Origin of the sequence: Ruthenibacterium sp., from assembly GCF_017421385.1 — a bacterium.
In the GTDB taxonomy this organism is placed as follows: domain Bacteria; phylum Bacillota; class Clostridia; order Oscillospirales; family Ruminococcaceae; genus Ruthenibacterium; species Ruthenibacterium lactatiformans.
Window position 1 is genome coordinate 1 of sequence record NZ_JAFOIN010000036.1, and the last position, 17,491, is coordinate 17,491.

General features: G+C 54.2%; 13 protein-coding genes. 11 read left to right on the forward strand and 2 right to left on the reverse strand.

Going from position 1 to position 17,491, the window contains the following annotated elements; all coding sequences use genetic code 11:
• Positions 1 to 137 precede the first annotated feature (137 nt).
• The gene (locus IIY41_RS04260; protein WP_287399893.1) at positions 138 to 785 is read left to right on the forward strand and encodes a D-sedoheptulose-7-phosphate isomerase; all 648 of its coding nucleotides are present in this window, start codon (positions 138 to 140) and stop codon (positions 783 to 785) included.
• A gap of 120 nt (positions 786 to 905) precedes the next feature.
• On the opposite strand, the gene IIY41_RS04265 is transcribed toward IIY41_RS04260, so the two are convergent.
• Positions 906 to 1,394, reverse strand: a complete 489-nt coding sequence (locus IIY41_RS04265; RefSeq protein WP_370863914.1) for a flavodoxin — start codon at positions 1,392 to 1,394, stop codon at positions 906 to 908.
• Positions 1,395 to 1,651: 257 nt separating this feature from the next.
• A complete protein-coding gene (locus IIY41_RS04270) occupies positions 1,652 to 2,191 on the reverse strand; it encodes a helix-turn-helix domain-containing protein (protein WP_287399895.1) in 540 nt (179 codons plus the stop codon).
• 427 nt (positions 2,192 to 2,618) lie between these two features.
• Here IIY41_RS04270 and IIY41_RS04275 point away from each other — a divergent pair, with 427 nt between their 5' ends.
• The 10 genes from IIY41_RS04275 to IIY41_RS04320 all read left to right on the forward strand — a co-directional run bounded on the left by IIY41_RS04275 (position 2,619) and on the right by IIY41_RS04320 (position 17,305).
• The gene (locus IIY41_RS04275) at positions 2,619 to 4,907 is read left to right on the forward strand and encodes a glycosyltransferase (protein ID WP_287399897.1); all 2,289 of its coding nucleotides are present in this window, start codon (positions 2,619 to 2,621) and stop codon (positions 4,905 to 4,907) included.
• A complete protein-coding gene (locus IIY41_RS04280; protein ID WP_287399899.1) occupies positions 4,904 to 5,926 on the forward strand; it encodes a GHMP family kinase ATP-binding protein in 1,023 nt (340 codons plus the stop codon). Before IIY41_RS04275 ends, IIY41_RS04280 begins: the two co-directional genes overlap by 4 nt.
• A 9-nt stretch (positions 5,927 to 5,935) precedes the next feature.
• Positions 5,936 to 6,583, forward strand: coding sequence for a D-sedoheptulose-7-phosphate isomerase (locus tag IIY41_RS04285; protein WP_287399901.1), 648 nt, complete (start codon positions 5,936 to 5,938; stop codon positions 6,581 to 6,583).
• Between the two features lie 3 nt (positions 6,584 to 6,586).
• On the forward strand, positions 6,587 to 7,285 hold the full coding sequence (locus IIY41_RS04290) for a nucleotidyltransferase family protein (protein ID WP_287399903.1): 699 nt from the start codon (positions 6,587 to 6,589) through the stop codon (positions 7,283 to 7,285).
• Positions 7,282 to 7,776, forward strand: a complete 495-nt coding sequence (locus IIY41_RS04295) for a D-glycero-alpha-D-manno-heptose-1,7-bisphosphate 7-phosphatase (RefSeq protein ID WP_287399905.1) — start codon at positions 7,282 to 7,284, stop codon at positions 7,774 to 7,776. Before IIY41_RS04290 ends, IIY41_RS04295 begins: the two co-directional genes overlap by 4 nt.
• Positions 7,769 to 9,664, forward strand: coding sequence for a glycosyltransferase (locus IIY41_RS04300; protein ID WP_287399906.1), 1,896 nt, complete (start codon positions 7,769 to 7,771; stop codon positions 9,662 to 9,664). The genes IIY41_RS04295 and IIY41_RS04300 overlap by 8 nt, the downstream gene beginning before the upstream one ends.
• Before the next feature lie 51 nt (positions 9,665 to 9,715).
• Positions 9,716 to 10,927, forward strand: a complete 1,212-nt coding sequence (locus tag IIY41_RS04305; RefSeq protein ID WP_287399908.1) for a polysaccharide pyruvyl transferase family protein — start codon at positions 9,716 to 9,718, stop codon at positions 10,925 to 10,927.
• Between the two features lie 53 nt (positions 10,928 to 10,980).
• Positions 10,981 to 13,176: a glycosyltransferase gene (locus IIY41_RS04310; protein ID WP_287399909.1), complete on the forward strand. Its 2,196-nt coding sequence runs from the start codon at positions 10,981 to 10,983 to the stop codon at positions 13,174 to 13,176.
• A gap of 32 nt (positions 13,177 to 13,208) precedes the next feature.
• Positions 13,209 to 14,129, forward strand: coding sequence for an NAD-dependent epimerase/dehydratase family protein (locus tag IIY41_RS04315; RefSeq protein ID WP_287399910.1), 921 nt, complete (start codon positions 13,209 to 13,211; stop codon positions 14,127 to 14,129).
• 116 nt (positions 14,130 to 14,245) lie between these two features.
• Entirely contained in the window at positions 14,246 to 17,305 is a 3,060-nt protein-coding gene (locus tag IIY41_RS04320; protein ID WP_287399912.1) for a SpoIID/LytB domain-containing protein, read from the forward strand.
• The last annotated feature ends 186 nt before the right edge of the window (positions 17,306 to 17,491 follow it).

The following is a 17,491-nucleotide window of genomic DNA, read 5'->3' on the forward strand; positions in this document are numbered from 1 at the left end:
TACTCACCTCCACGTGCTCTGTAGTGTGCCTGCTTCCTCAAGCCCATTCTAACAAATTTTGAATTGCTGTGTTAGAGGCACTTGTGTTTCATCCATTTTGGTGCCTTGGAGCGCAGCGGAAAGGAATGGTCATAGCCATGAAATCTTCTGCAAAAGAGCATTTGAATGATTTGTCCAAGAGATATCCTGCTTTGATGTGCTGTGCGGCAGAGGTGGAAGCGGCTGCGCAGCAGATGATCGCCTGTTATCAAAACGGGGGAAAGCTTTTGGTTTGCGGCAACGGAGGCAGCGCTTCAGACAGTTTGCATATTGTGGGCGAATTGATGAAAGGGTTCGTGCTTCCCAGAAAGCTGGATGAAAATATGCAGAAGCGTTTGCGGGAAGCCTGTCCGGAAATGGCAGAGTATTGCATCGAAAACCTGCAGGGAGCACTGCCGGCTATCAGCCTTGTCAGCGAAGCAGGCCTGACGACGGCTTATGCGAATGACCAGGCGCCGGATTTGGCGTTTGCACAGCAGGTGCTCGGCCAAGCAAAACCGGGAGATGTGCTTTTGGCAATTTCCACTTCCGGCAATTCGGCCAACGTATTGTACGCGATCGGCATTGCCCGCGCCTTGCATGTGAAAACAATCGGTTTGACGGGGCATGCCGGAGGAAAGATGGCGTCATTGTGTGACGTCTGCATCAAAGTGCCAGGCGTGGAAACGTTCAAGATCCAGGAGTACCACTTGCCGGTGTACCATGCGCTTTGTATGTGTGTGGAAGAAGAATTTTTCGGGGAATGAATGCTTTAAAGCAAGCCTTCGGAGCGGCTTGAAATTACAATTTTCAGAAACGAATAAAAACAGCAGGCACCGGAATGCATCGCATTTTTCGGTGCCTGCTGTTTTTGGGAGAATAGGATATCACAGCGCTAAGCTTTGGCACCAAGCGCGTAAATCGGCCGGAGAAAGGCCGGTGTTCAGAAGTTTTCCTTCCACAAGGGCTGCATCAGGAGAAAGGCTTTTTTTCAAAGCGGCGGCTGTTTTCCCAAATCCGCTGCCGCCGGAAGTTGCAAACAGAATGACCCTTTTCCCTGAGAAATCATAGGTTTCCAGAAACGTATTGATGATGGTCGGTGCCACATACCACCAAATCGGAAAACCGACGAAAATCGTATTATATGCGTCTATGGCGGCATTTTTATCTGCCAGTGCGGGACGAAAACCCGGGTCATTCATTTCGACGGAGCTGCGGCTTTTCTTATTTCTCCAGTCCAGATCGGCGGGCGTATAAGGGATCTGCGGACGAATCTCGTAAACATCGGCGTCCACGGCGGCCGCCAGCGCCTGCGCGGCTCGGCGGGTGGTTCCGGTGCAGGAAAAATAGGCAACCAATGTTTTGTTCATATCCATAAAGTTTTCCTCCTGTTTATATACTCGGGTGCAGTGCTGCCTCTTTTGCACGCTTCCGAAATGTGAACCACAGCCTTAACGGGGGATGAAAACTGTGATTCTGTTTTTCGAAGCGTGTCAGTATTATACAGCTTAAAGTTGACTCCAAGTCAAGTGCTTTTTTAAGGAGGGATGAAAAGGAGAGGAACGCGTAACCAAGTTTTGTATCTCTGCGGAAAGATGGAGAATCACAAAGGGGAGCGCATGAGGCTGTGTTTCTACGCATGCGCATCCTTTTGTACCGAACGAAAATATTGCTTGGGTGTCATGCCGTATTCCTGCTTGAATGCGCGGAAAAAATGATTGTATCCGCCAAATCCTCCCAGCCGGTACACCTCGGTAATGGGACGCCCCTGTTCGATATAATGACAGCACAGGTCCAGTTTAGTTTTGACGATATAGCTATGCAGGGTTTGTCCTGTCTGGCGTTTGAATTCCCGTGCAATATGGAACCGGCTGATATAGAATACCTGCTCCAGCTGCTCCAGAGTGATTTCTTCCGTGATATGGGTACGGATGTACACGAACAGCTCGTCCATCATCAGATGTTTACGGCTGCCCTGCGCGCGGTGCTGCTCCGCGTGGATACAGGCGCGCAGCACGAGGATGACGAACATCTTCAGCAAGCTCTCCTCAAACAGTGCACTGGCAAAGCTGTCGTGCTCCTGCGGCAGCGTGACCATGCGGCGTGCCAGGCTTTTGATGAGCATGGATATCTCACTGTCTGCCCGCACAGCGATGCGCCGGAAGGGCACCACGTTGAAGAACCGTTCATGTTTCCGCCGCTCGCCACAGGCTATGAGGAGTGGGACGGCAGCATTGAGGAACAGAACCGCGCGTTCTATCTCCGTCTGGCGCAGAGTGGTGTGGGATTACCTCATGCTGGGTGACGTTGCGCACATTCGCGTTTTTTCTCTCACGCCCAAGCTGTTAGATGACAGCCAGATCGAAAGATTCTAACGGCTTGCAGATAGCGAGTCCGCCTGAGTAGTGGAGGATGGTTCGTAAACGTACCGTGCTGAAAATGATCTGAGTGACCGGAAATAACCTCGCTTGCCCGTGGCTGAATTCTCATAAGGTGTTGGACAAACTCCATTGGGTATAGTATAATAAAAATGTTAGTGAAATTTTATAGGGTAGTAATAGGAGATACGTCCAAATGACCCAACAAGAGGAGATTTTGGGATGGAACAGCAGATGAATGAGCTGCAGGCACTGAAGGAAGAAAATAAGGTGCTTCGGGCACAAAATAAAGAACAGACGCAGAAGCTGTACGAGCAGCACGCTCAGATTTTTGTCCAGAGAAACCGCATCAATGAGTTGGAGAGCTGGGAGACAATCTGGCGCGAGCGCGTGAATGTGTTGGTACGGATACAAGCCAGTCGCTCCTGGAGGTTGGTGCAGAAAGCTGGTCGTGCGCTCAACCGTCTTTTGCCGCCCGGCAGCGTGAGAAGAACGCTGGCGGGCAAACTGATGTGCGGCGGCGCGGCTTGCATTGCACGCGTACGATCTGCTACACGCCGTATTGAGCGAATTGGATGGTTCCGGCGGCTCAAACTTCTTTCCTTTGCGCAGCCAGCATCTGTGCGCGTCAGCATCATTATCCCGGTATGTAATCAGTTCGTATACACATACCAATGCTTGCAAAGCATTTTGGACACATGCGGCGATCTTGCTTATGAGATCGTTCTGGCGGATGATGCTTCAACGGACGCCACTCGGAACATTCAAAAGAAAGTATCCGGAATCCGCGTCGTGCGCAATGAACAGAACCTGCGTTTTCTGCGCAACTGCAACAACGCTGCAAAAAGTGCGCGCGGGGAATTTATTGTGTTTCTCAACAACGATACGCAGGTGCAGGACGGCTGGCTGCAAAGTCTGCTGCGGCTGATGGATGCGCGCCCGGACTGCGGGATGGCAGGCTCCAAAATCCTGTTTCCAGACGCAAACTTGCAGGAGGCTGGCGGGATTGTGTGGCGGGACGGGACGGCGTGGAACTATGGGCGCGGGCAAAGCGCGGACAAACCGGAGTTCAACTATGTGAAAGAGGTGGATTATATTTCAGGCTGTTCCATTATGATTCGCACGGCGTTATGGCGGGAAATCGGCGGGTTTGACGAGCGGTTTGCCCCGGCATACTGCGAAGACTCCGACCTGGCGTTTGCGGTGCGGGCGCACGGGTACAAGGTGCTGTATCAGCCGGACAGTGTTGTGGTTCATTACGAGGGCGTCTCAAACGGGACGGATCTTTCCGCGGGGCAAAAGCAGTATCAAATTGAGAACCAGAAAAAACTGTATCAGAAATGGCGTTCCGTTCTGGAGCGGGAGAATTACCCGCAGGCACAACAGGTGTTTCGCGCGCGCGAGCGTGGCTCGGCACCGTGTCTTCTGATGATTGATCACTATGTGCCGACGTTTGACCAGGACGCGGGCAGCCGCACGGTATATGAGTATATCCGGTTGTTTCTGGCAAAAGGGTACAGGGTTAAATTCCTGCCGGATTATTTCGAAAAGACAGATCAATACACTCATGCGCTGCAGCAGCTGGGGGTAGAGGTGTTTCACAGCAGCGACTTCAGATACACCTGGAAGGATTGGGTGCGCGAGAATGCGCAGCAGTTTGACTATGTCTTTCTCAACCGCCCGCACATCAGCGTGAAATATATCGGCTTTTTGCGCCAGCATACGCGTGCAAAAGTGATTTATTACGGCCATGACCTTCACTTTTTGCGTGAGACGCGCCAGTATGAGGTGACGGGTGATGCCGCGCTGCTTTCGTCGGCGCAGGAGTGGAAAGCTCTGGAGCTGCTGCTGATGGACAAGGCGGATATCAGCTATTATCCCAGCCGAACGGAAGAGGAGTATATCCATGCCATTGACCCGGCCATCCGCGTCAAGGCAATTCCGGCCTATATCTATACGGATGTGCCGACGCCGGCGTATCATCTGGCGGAACGCTCCGGACTGATGTTTGTCGGCGGGTTTGGGCATGCGCCCAACGCGGATGCGGTGCTGTGGTTTTTCCGTGAGATATGGCCGATTGTGAAAAAAAGTCGGCCGGATCTTATCATGCACGTTTTGGGCAGCCGTCCGACAGAGGAGATTATGCGGCTGGATGCGCCGGACTTTCGCATTCACGGTTTTGTTTCCGACGAGGAGCTGGCACGCTTTTACCGGGAGACCCGTATGAGCGTGGTTCCGCTGCGATACGGCGCAGGGATTAAGGGCAAGGTAGTAGAGGCGATGAAGAGCGCCAGCCCGGTGATTACCACGCATGTGGGTGCGGAGGGCATTGAGGGTGCGCAAAACGTGCTTGCGATTGAAGACGACCCGGCTGCGTTTGCACAGCGTATTCTGGCGCTGTATGACAACGAGGCGGCACTGGCAGCCATGAGCGGCGGCGGGTGCGCGTATGTGCGCAAGCAGTTCGGCCCGGAAAACGCGTGGAAAGCGATTGAGGAGGATTTTGCATGATCTATCGGTCCAAAGCGCCGCTGCGGCTTGGATTGGCCGGCGGAGGCACGGATGTATCACCGTATTGTGATCAATATGGCGGCGTGGTGCTGAATGTGACGATTGACATGTACGCCTACTGTACAATTGTTCCCCGCACGGACGGCCGGGTTGTGTTTCATGCGGCTGACCGTGGCGAACATTTTGAAGCGCAGGCCGGCAGGCTGGAAATTGACGCCTTGCTGCCGCTTCACAAAGGGCTGTACAATCGGATTGTCCGTCAGTTTTGCGACGGCAGTCCTCTGGCGCTGACGATGACGACCTATTCGGATGCACCGGCCGGCAGCGGACTGGGCTCATCCTCCACCATGATGGTAGCCATGCTGAAATGCTATATGGAATGGCTGAACCTGCCGTTGGGCGAATATGATATGGCCCGCCTGGCCTATGAGGTCGAACGGGTGGAACTGGGGCTTTCCGGCGGCAGACAGGATCAGTATGCAGCGACATTCGGCGGATTTAATTATATTGAATTCTATGCACAGGACCGCGTGGTGGTAAATCCGCTGCGCATTAAAAACTGGATCCGCAACGAGCTGGAAAACAGCCTTGTGCTGTATTATACCGGGCAGAGCAGGGATTCGGCGCGGATTATTGAAGAGCAGAAAAAAAGCACGTCCGGCGGCGAAAGCCTGGCGGGGATGCATGAGATGAAACAGCAGGCGGAACGCATGAAAGAGTATGTGCTGAAAGGCGATTTTGACGGCTTTGCCGATTGTCTGCGCATGGGCTGGCAGGCCAAGAAAAAAACGTCTGCCGCAATTTCCAATCCCGCCATTGAACAGATGTATGATTTTGTGATGAAGCACGGCGGAAAGGCGGCAAAAATCAGCGGCGCCGGCGGCGGCGGGTTTATGATGATTGTCTGTGATCCCGTGAAACGGTATGATTTGGTGCAGGCGTTGAAACAGACGGGCGGCTCTGTAATGCTGGCCAGCTTTACAGAAAAAGGGTCGCAGGCCTGGACGTTGTATGATTGAGAGGTCTACATGAAACAGACAACAGAACTTGTTTTGGACGGCCTGCGGCAGCGGCAGCCGGCGCTGGCAGGATGCATGCCCGACGTGTGCGCTGCAACGGAATGCATTGCGCGCAGCCTGCGTGCCGGCGGCCGGATTCTGGTGTGCGGCAACGGCGGCAGCGCGGCGGACAGCCTGCATATCGTAGGCGAGCTGATGAAGGGGTTTTGTCTGCCGCGCACGCTGTCCGATGTGCAGCAGGCGCGGCTGCGTGCGGCCTGTCCGGATTTTGCAGAGCATTGCATTGCCGGGCTGCAGAAGGCTCTGCCGGCGGTCAGCCTGGTAAGTGAGACCGCTCTTTTGACGGCGTTTGCCAACGATCAGTCGGCGGATCTTGTCTTTGCCCAGCAGGTACTGGGGCAGGGGCGTGCAGGCGATGTGCTGCTGGCGATTTCTACCTCAGGCAATTCACAGAATGTTCTGTACGCGGCGGGCGTGGCCCGTGCGATGGATCTGCGGGTGGTCGGCCTGACGGGCCGGACCGGCGGCCGGCTGGCTGCACTGTGTGACAGCTGCATCCGCGTGCCGGCGGATCAGGCGTATTTGGTGCAGGAATATCATCTGCCTGTCTATCACACAATCTGTCTGGCGCTGGAACAGGAATTCTTTGGAGAATAGGCAATGAAGAAGGAAGCAATCATTCTGGCGGGCGGGTTCGGCACGCGGCTGCGGCATGTGGTGTCCGATGTACCAAAGCCCATGGCTCCGGTGTGCGGGCGCCCGTTTTTACAGTATATTCTGGATGATTTAATCAACAAGGGCGTCGGCCGTGCCGTTCTGGCGGTGGGATATCGTGCGGATGTGATCGAAGGCTTTTTCGGCCGGGCCTATAACGGCCTTTCGCTGGCCTATTCCAGAGAGGAGACACCGCTGTTTACAGGCGGGGCGGTAAAAAAGGCGCTGCGCGCCTGTGAGCAGCAGGATGTATTGGTGGTGAACGGCGACACCTTTTTTGATGTGGATCTCGATGCGCTGGCGCAGTTTCATGCGCAGACGGGTGCGCAGCTGACCATTGCGGCCAAACCGATGCGCGATTTTTCGCGCTACGGCACGCTGGAACTTGCGGCGGACGGGCGGATTATGACATTCCGCGAAAAGCGGGCGTGCGCCAGCGGTGTGATCAACGGCGGGGTGTACTGCATTTCGCACGGAGCGCTGGACGGCTTTGCGGATGATGCCCCCTTCAGCCTGGAGCAGGACTATTTGGAGAAACGCGTTTGTGACGGCGCATTCTACGCATTTTTGTGTGACGGATATTTTATTGATATCGGGATTCCGGAGGATTACGCAGCGGCACAGGAGGCGTTTCAAAGCAGATGAACAGGGCGGCTTTTTTTGACAGGGACGGTACCATCAATATAAATACCGGACATCTGTTTGAACCGGAAAAGCTGGTGTTTATTGACGGAACGCCGCAGCTGATCCGCCGTTTCAACGAGGCCGGATATCTGGTGATTGTGGTGACCAATCAGGCAGGCATCGCAAAGGGATATTACACCGAGGCACAAATGCACCATTTGCATGATGTGATGAATCACCGGCTGCGTGAGGAGTATGCGGCGCACATCGACGCGTTTTATTTTTGCCCGCATCATCCGGACTTTACCGGCCCGTGCCATTGCCGCAAGCCGGAAACGGGGATGCTGGAGCAGGCGATTCGGGATTTTGACATCGATCCCGCTCAAAGTTATCTGTTTGGCGACAAGCCGCATGACATTCAGTGCGGCACCGCGATGGGAATTCAAAGCTATGAGATCAACTGGGCGCTGCGCCATTTTGTGCTGCGCCGCACGGAGGCAATGAATGTCTGAAAAAGACTTGTGGGAAAAAGACAGTGAGCTGCTTTATGAAAAATACCGGCAGGCGCAGGACGAGTTGGAGCGCTGCGCTGTGTTGCTGCAGCAAAAGAACGAGCAGTTAGCCGCGCAGGCGCTGCATGTGCAGCAGCTGGAACAGGCGCAGGACGCGCTGACGGGCAGCCGATACTGGAGGATGACCGCTCCGCTGCGGAAAGCGGTGTCCCGGGTGGGCAAAATGCGCCGCCGGATCCATGACGCGCGGGACCGCCGCTGGGTGCGGCGGACGTTCCCCGGCGCAAGTGTGCCTCCGCTGCAATTCGCCGATGCGGCCGAACTGCGTGCGCAGTTGGCTGCGCCGACGACAGACGGGCCGTTGTTCAGTATTCTGGTTGCAGTGCGGGATACGCCGGAGCCTGCTTTCCGGCAGATGGTGGATTCCGTTATCAATCAGACGTATCCCCGCTGGCAGTTGTGCATTGCCGATGCAAGCGGTGACAGCCTGGCCCGTGCGCATCAGGCACTGCTTGCGCGGGACAGCCGCATTTCCTGTTGCCGAGTGGCGGATGCGCAGACTGCGGCCGAATGCCTCAACGCCGCGCTGCAGCTTGCCGGGGGCGATGTCCTTTCGCAAATAGACGCCGACGCATTGCTGTATCCGACAGCGTTGTATGAGGCGGCTGCCCGCTTGCGCGACGGTTCGACGGACGCGGTATACACGGATGAGGCTTTTCTCTATGAGGACGGCCGGCGTGAGCCGTTTACAAAGCCGAATTTTTCACGCGATTTTCTGTATGCGCAGAACTTTATCGGGCGCTTTCTGTCGGTGCGGCGGTCGGTTTTGGATTCCGATGCGCCGTTTGACCCGGCGTTTGGATGCGGGACGGATTACGACTTTGCGCTTCGCCTGTGCGCACGCACCAGCGCGATTGCGCATGTTCCCCGGGTGCTGTACAGCCGCCCGGCCCCGCCGGAAGACGGCACACAGGCGCAGCTGCGCGCGTTGGATGCCTGCCTGAAGCGACAATATGGTGCCTGCGCTTTTGCGCAAAAAGAGCGCGGCGGTTGCGGGTATACGCCGCGTTTCCCGCTGGCGGAGCCAAAACCGAAAGTCAGTATCATCATTCCGATGAAAGATAAAGCGGAACTGACTCGTATCTGTGTATGCAGCATCCTGCAAAAAACGCGGTATCCGGATTATGAGATTCTGCTTTTGGACAACGGTTCCGAGCTGATGCGAACAAGGCGGATTTTGTCCGATCTGGAAACGCAGTCGGATCGCGTCCGGGTATGCCCGGCGGATTTCCCGTTCAACTGGTCCCGTCTGAACAATTATGGTGCTGACCTGGCGCAGGGCGATGTGCTTGTTTTCATGAACAATGATATGGAAGTCATTACGGAGGACTGGCTGGACCGCCTGGCCGAGAATGCACTTCGCCCTGATGTGGCGGTTGCAGGCCCGATGCTGTTGTATCCGGATGACACCGTTCAGCATGCGGGCGTGGAATTTTCACAGGGGGAGTTCCGGCATTCGTTTCGCCTGCAGCCGGCGCAGCCGGACGGGCAGGGCAGCGTATTGCCGTTTTGCCAGCGCGGCGTTCTGGCTTTGACAGGTGCCTGCCACGCAGTCTCCCGTACCGTATTTGAAACGCTGGGCCGTTATGACGAGGATTTTGTGGTGTGCTGGAGCGATATTGAATATTGTCTGCGCGCAAGGGCCGCGGGATTACAAGTTGTTTACATCCCGTCGGTAAAATTGTATCATTCGGAATCCAAAAGCCGCGGCCAGTATCGTGAAGGTGAGCGCGGGTATATTCCGGACGGGGATTTTGTCTGTCTGGAGCGAATGTGTGAAAAATATAAAACGCTGTTATGCAGTACTGCGCAGTCGGCCAATACTTGAATGTGCCGTTTCGGTGTGTTGCAGGAAGGATCGACTTCGTGGAGGTTTTTTATGAAATTTGGATGTTTGTATTATGCGGATTCGGAAAATATCGGGGATGATATCCAGACATACGCACAGCGGCGTTTTTTGCCGCAGGTTGATTACTGGGTGGATCGGGAATCCCTGAACACTTTTGTCCCGGACGCTGAGGAGCGCGTGGCGATGATCATGAACGCCTGGTTTATGTATTCTCCGCAAAACTGGCCGCCGACGCCCTACATTCTGCCGTTGTTTGTATCGACGCATTTTTCACAGTACCATGTTCAATGGTTGAAAACAGCAGAGAAAAAATATGAGTTTGCCCGGCAGTATCTGGTGCAAAACGCCCCGATCGGCTGCCGCGACGCGTCTACAATGGAACATCTGCGCAAGTTGGGGATTGAGGCCTATTTTTCCGGCTGCCTCACCTTGACGCTGCCGGAGTTCCCCGATGTGCAGCCGGAGGACGTCATATGCCTGGTGGATGTTCCTGCGCAGGTGGAAGAATATGTGCGCTCCAAGGGGTACCAGGTTCGCGTGATGACGCATCAACAGGATACGCTGCGCAGCAAATCCATCCGGGAACGGATGGAACAGGCGGAATCCTGTTTGAAACAATATCAATCTGCGCGCTGTGTCATTACGACGCGCCTGCATTGCGCACTGCCGTCCACCGGGCTTCAGACGCCGGTACTGGTGTTGTATTCGGACTCCTATGAAGAACGTTTCCGCGCGCTGAAAGACTTCTTTCACACCACGGATATTCAGACGTTTCTGGACGGTGCGTGGGACGCTTTTCTGGAATGCCCGCAGAGCAAGGGGACGCAGTACCTGCCGTATCGCGAAAAGCTGATCAGGACGTGCAGCGATTTTGTGCGCCGGGCGGCGGCGATGACGTCGGAATTTTCCGTGCCGAACCGCAACGGGCAGCAACGCGAGGCGGCGCGGTTCCGGCAAATGATTGAGCGCGAGACGTATCTTGCCCAGATTCGTCAGCTGAGTGAAGCGTATCAGGAGCATGAGACGTATATCAGAAGGTTGGAAAGCAGCCGTACGGAGCTGCAAACGATGAATGGGGAATACGCTTCGCAGATTCAGCAGCTTTCGTCCGAATTGGATTATGAAAAGCACCGCTGCGCTGAACTGCAGGAATACAACGGCCGCCTGCGCAATTTGCGTGCAAGCCTGTTGTCTGTTCTGCGCGAGGAAACCGATGATACCACAGGGGGATTTTTTGGATGAAAATTTGGTATTTGACAAGTGAGTTTCCGCCGACGTTTGGCGGTGGGATTGGAATGTATGTTGACATTGTTTCCCGCATGATGGCGCAGGAGGGAAATGATGTTGCGGTGTTTGTGCGGGACAACCACACAAGCGAAGAACGGGTTTCCGACCATTTGCGCCACATTCGTTTCAAGGCGGAAGAGGGCGAGGAGTATGCTCGTCTGGGATACTGGGCAGCGCTGGCTTATCAGTATTATAAGGTAGTCTGCCGGCAGATTGAACAGGAGGGTGCCCCGGACCTGATTGAGGTGCAGGAGTATAACGCGATTGGGTATTATGTGCTGCAATATAAGTATCTGGGCGATACCCGTCTGCAGCAGACCAAAATTGTCGTGCATATGCACACGCCGACGTTTGAGCTCAGCCGGGTCAACCGTACGCCGGAATACCGTTTCCCCGAATACTGGATCGGGCAGATGGAACAGTACTGCATCAAGGCGGCGGACGGGCTTGTGACGCAGAGCGAATTTCTGAAGTCAAAGCTCAGCCCGTATGCGGACTGCCCGATTCAAGTGATTCCGCTTCCGTATCAGTTTTCCTATGCGGAAAACCTGACCTACCAATGCGGGGATTACCTGCTGTATGCCGGCCGGATTGAATGGCGCAAGGGCATCGTTCAGTTGATTGCCCAGATGGACCGGCTGTGGCAGGAGGGCTGTACCACGAAACTGGTTGCCCTGGGCGGTGACACCTATTTTGCTCCGCGTGCGTGCATGCTGCGGGAGATGGTGAAAAAGAAATATGCCCATCGGGTGGAGCAGGGGCTGCTTTCGTTCGTGGATTCTGTGCCGCCAAAAGAACTGAACCGCATGATGGTGCAGGCGCGGGCCGTGGTGATCCCCTCGATTTATGAAAACTATCCCTACACCAGCATTATCGCCATGTCGCTCGGGATGCCGATGCTGGTCTCCAAACAGGGCGGCCAGGCGGAACAGGTGCTGGAAAACGGCGTGAACGGCTTCATTTTCGACTGGGATGACCCCGACGATTGCGTAAACAAAATTCGTGCGTTGCTTGCTTTGAACAAGGATGAGCTGCGCCAGATGGGGGCCCGCGCCAAAGAACGTATCCAATCAGTGTGCAGCATGGAAGAAAACGCGAAAATGCGCACGGCTTTTTATAACTCTGTACTGGAAGACGCAGAGCCGCATACCGCATACCCGTTCTTGAACCCGCAGCCGAAAACACCTTTGCCGGATTCGATTGACCGCGGTGTCCCGGGGATGCTTTCCATTGTGATTTCGTACTATAATTTGGGACGCACAATCGAGGAGACGGTGCAAAATCTGCTGCAAATTGAATACGACAACTATGAAATCATCCTTGTCAACGACGGCAGCACAGATCCGGAAAGCATACAGAAGCTGGCGCAGCTGCGCGCAAAATATCCGGCGCTTCAGATTATTGATATCCCGAACGGCGGTTTGGCAAACGTGCGCAATGTCGGCGCCGCACATGCGCGCGGGGAGTTTCTGGCGTTTATGGATGCGGATGATCTGGTTGACCCAAGCTACTATACCCGTTGCATCCATGTGCTCAATCGATATGAAAATGTATCGTTTGTATACAGTTGGCTGCAGTATTTTGAGGGTGCAGACGGTGTTTGGACGACGTTTGATACCACGCTGCCGTACATGCTTCTGGCAAATATGCTCGCCGCGTTTGCCGTGGTGCGCAAGGCCGATTTTGTGGCGTTTGGGCAAAACCGGATTGAAATGGAATATGGCATGGAAGACTATGACGGATGGCTTGGTCTGGTGGAAAACGGCCGGACGGGCGTTTGCATCCCGGAACCGCTGTGCCTGTACCGCATCCGCAAAGATTCGATGGCGCGCGGGATGAATCCCGCCTGCCGCATGTTCCTGTATTCTGTCCTGCAGAGCGGTCACGGACAGATGTATGAGCAATACGCCAGCGAGGTCTATAATCTGCTGATGTCGAACGGTTCCAGCGCTGTTTGGGGCAGCCCGACGCAGATTCATTTTCCGACGGGTGCTTACGATGTGTATGATATTTTGGAACAGCTTCGGAACGCGCATGCGCAGATTGACTCTCTGCAACAGCAAATCGCTGCGCAGCAGGCATCCCGCTGGTATCGCATGCAGGTGCGGTACGCTCATTTTGTAAACAACAACGCGCTGGGCCGCCTGATTCGCTTTAAATTGGCGGCGCCTATCCACTGGTTGAAAAATCTGCTTCGCCGCTGATGTGCGTCGTTGAAAAGAAAGGAGATGACGGGTTGAAACATGTTATCTTAGGCGGTGCAGGTTTCCTGGGCAGCAATTTGGCAAACCGGTTGCTGGCAGATGGTGCGTCAGTATGCGTATTTGACCGGGACGGCGCAAATTTTTCCCGCTTATGTGCGCCGCAGCCCTCTAACCTGGAGATTGTGAAGGGAAATTTTGACAGCCAGTACCCGTTTGCGCAGCTGTTTGAGCCGGGCGACGTGGTTTATCATCTGGTTTGTACCACAAATCCCGGCCTGTCCAACCGTGATATGATGGGCGAGATTCAGGAGAATGTTTTGCCCACGCTGTATTTGCTGGATGCCTGCGTTGCCAAAAAAGTGTCAAAAGTGGTGTTTATTTCATCTGGCGGGACAGTGTACGGCCGAACCAATATGGAGCCGTTCCGCGAGACAGACGCCACAAATCCCATTTGCAGTTACGGCGTCCAGAAATTGGCCATTGAAAAATATTTGCAGATTTTTTACCATATCAGTGGGCTGGATTACCGGATTGTCCGTCTGTCTAACCCGTATGGCCCATTCCAGAATCCAAACGGCGGATTGGGGGCGGTGACGGCGTTCACCTATCGGGTGATGCAGGATCAGCCTGTTACCGTCTACGGGGATGGAACCGTGACGCGCGATTATATTTACGTTGACGATGCTGTAGACGGGATTGTCCGCATTACACAATGCAACAACGGGGAAAGGCTTTTCAATCTGGGCAGCGGGAAAGGTGTAACACTGACCGAGGTGCTGCAGGCGGTCGAATGTGCGCTGGGGAAAAAGGCGAATGTCCAATATCTGCCTGCGCGCAATGTGGATGTGCCGTATAATGTGTTGGATATCAGCCGGTACCGGCAGATTGTATCCGGGTTTAACCCGACCTCGTTGGAAGAAGGAATCCGTCTTTTGGCGAAGTCTTTGCAGTAATATTGATAAGAGAGGTCATCATGAAAAAGCTTTTGTCGATCTGTATCTGTTTGTGTGCGGCATGTCTTTTTTCACTGCATGGATTTGCGGCGGAGTTGCCGGCGGGCAGTTCTGATGTGTCGAATGCAGTTCTGTCTGCCGCATCGCAGACAAGTGAGCAGGATGTAATCCCATCAGACGATATCGCCATACAGGATGAAGATAGCACCGTCCCGCCCGCGGAGGAGGAAGGCACTTCCAATCCGGTGCCGGACGATGGCAGTACCGTCCCACCCGCGGAGGAGGAAGGCGCTTCCAATCCGGTGCAGGACGATGGCAACACCGTCCCGCCCGCGGAGGAGGAAGACACTTCCAATCCGGTGCCGGGCGATGGCAACACCGTCCCGCCCGCGGAGGAGGAAGACACTTCCAATCCGGTGCCGGGCGATGACAGCGCCGTCCCGCCCGCGGAGGAGGAAGGCGCTTCCAATCCGGCGCCGGACGATGGCAGCGCCGTCCCGCCCGCGGAAAATGCAGAAGATGAGAACGCTCCTCTTCCGGAACAGACAGATACTTCGGAAACAGGCGACCAACCGGACGGAATGGCTGCGGATGACGTGGCCGATGAGGACGAGACAGAGGATTTGGATGCAACGCAAGACAGTGCGGACACTGTTGTTCCGGAGAACAGCCTGCTGATGGGGGCGGCGCAGCCCATGGCCGAACCGGTATGGGTCTGGGAAATCCGTGACGGAGGATGGGTCTGCGTGAATGCCTCCACGGGTGAATTGCGTCAGGGCTGGGATGGTTCCGGGTCTGTAAAATACTATTACAAGAACGGCGTGGCGTTGACCGGCTTGCAGCGTATTGACAACGACGTATATTATTTCGATCCGGGCAACCAGACAGTGCAATACGGCTGGATGTATCTGTATGATACATGGCGTCATTTCGATGAATCCAGCGGCGCGGCTGTGCAGGGCTGGATTGGACCTTATGAGGCAAAATATTTTTACGGGGACGGAATTCCGTTTACCGGCTTTCAAAAAGTATACGACGATTGGTTTTACTTTGACGAGATCAATCAGAATCTGCAGTACGGGTGGCATTATGTAGAAAATGCATGGCGCCGTTTCAATGAGGTCAGCGGCAGCGCATACAGCGGCTGGAACACCACCGGGTCTGTTACATATTATTATGATAAAGGCCAGGCGGTAACAGGTATGCAAAAAATCGAAGGGGATACCTATTACTTCGACGAAAAAAACCAATCGATGCAGCGCGGATGGCATTATGTAAACAATGCGTGGCGTCGTTTTGACGAAACAACCGGCAAGGCCTGGCAGGGCTGGAGCGGTGAGCTGGGCAAGGCAAACTGCTATTATTATCAGGATGGCATGACGTTGAGCGGCCTGCAGCGTGTAGAACTGCAGCTGTATTATTTCAGCCCGGCCAACCAGACAGTACAGTACGGCTGGCAGGAAGTGGACGGCGTCTGGCGCCTGTTCGATTATGTAAACGGCAACGCCTGGCAGGGTTGGACGGCGGAGGCCGGTTCTGCCGTCAGACGGTACTTTGAAGACGGGGAAGAATATCGCGGCCTGCGTTGGGTGGACGGCAAACGCTATTATTTTCTGGATGACGGCAACCCCACGTCCGGCGTTCATTATGTGCAGTACGGCGAGCATCTGATCAACGGCATGCATATGACGTTCAGCACCACGGACGGTTCGTTTGTCAGCTGCTGGGCCAAAGGAATTGATGTTTCTTCTCACAACGGCCTGATTGACTGGGCGGAAGTTGCCAAAAGCGACGTTACATTTGCCATTATTCGCGGCCTTCACTGGAACACACAGCTGAATGATTACGCAATCGACCCGTATTTCTATTACAATGTCATTAACGCAAAAGCATACGGTATTAAAGTGGGCGCTTATATTTACAGCTATGCGTTTTCTGTCAGCGAGGCGCTGGACGAAGCATGGCGCTTTGTCAGCTCGGTTGAAGTGCAGCAGCTGAAAGCGGACAACATCAAGTTTGATTTCCCGATTTATATTGACTATGAAGATCCGCTTTGCTGGGCCAACACAAGCAGCAACGCCCAGCGCACGGAAATTGTCCGCGCGGCAATGGATGGGCTGGTCAACCAGGGCTATGCTTCGGGCCTGTATACCAGTTACAGCATGCTCAACACATACTTCAATGCGGGAGAGCTGATCAACGACGGGTATGACCTGTGGATTGCCGATTGGGGCAGTGATTATCAGGGCAACAAAGGCAATCGCGCCGATGCGCCGATGTGGCAGTACAGCGACCGCGGTACGGTGTCAGGCGTAAGCGGACGGGTGGATACCAACTATGTCTATGTGGATTATCCCAATCTTTTGAACTATGAAAGTACGATCGTCCCGACACCGACACCGCAGCAGATTACGGTATTTGATCAAGTCACCAATACAACTGTGACGGGAAATCTGAACGACATCCTCGCGCAGATTATTGAAATGGAGGTAGGTGGCTTCCAGAACGCGGAAGTGTATAAAGCGCAGGCTGTTGCGACCAATTCTTATCTTCAATACTTGATTGCCAAAAACAAAGTACCGTCCGTTAAATTGAAAACGGCGAGCTCGGCGGCAAGAAACGCTGTGGCACAGGTCAGCGGCCAGGTTTTGACCTACAACGGAAGCATCGCCCTAGCCATGTATACCTCCAGCAGCGCTACGGTTACCAACAGCGCAGCAAACTATGGGTGGGGCAGCCTGCCATATCTGACCAATGTGGACAATTCCTGGGACGCGTTGGTGCAGAACCGATATGTCAATAAGACCTGTTATGTCACTGTGGAAAACCTGAAAAAGGGGATTGAAAACCTCGGCGGAAGCACTGCGGCGTATGAAGATCCGAGCACATGGATTGAGAAGATCACACTTGACGCAAACGGATGGGTGACATCTGTTGTGATGTGCGGCAAACAGTACAACGCGGAACAGTTCTATTCCAATACATGGGGTTTGTTGTCAACCAATTTCAAACAGTTCTCGTTTGATGCGGAAAACCAGTGCTGGGTTTTTACCGGTGTCAACGGAAACGGCCACGGGGTAGGGATGAGCCAGTACGGTGCCTACGGGATGTCGCAGGCAGGATATACTTATGCACAGATCCTGCTGCACTATTATCCGGGTACGGCTCTTGTCTGAACCGGTAGGCATTGAACAAAAAAACTGCCGGATTTTCCGGCAGTTTTTTTGTATGTCGAAAACCACTCGCTAGGCGAGTGGTTCAAAAGAAGACTAATGTCGATAATGGGAAAAGAAAAACTCCCTTTGCTATACTGGAAGTGCGGTCTGCGAACTGCACAAGCAAGCAAAGGGAGGACATTCGAA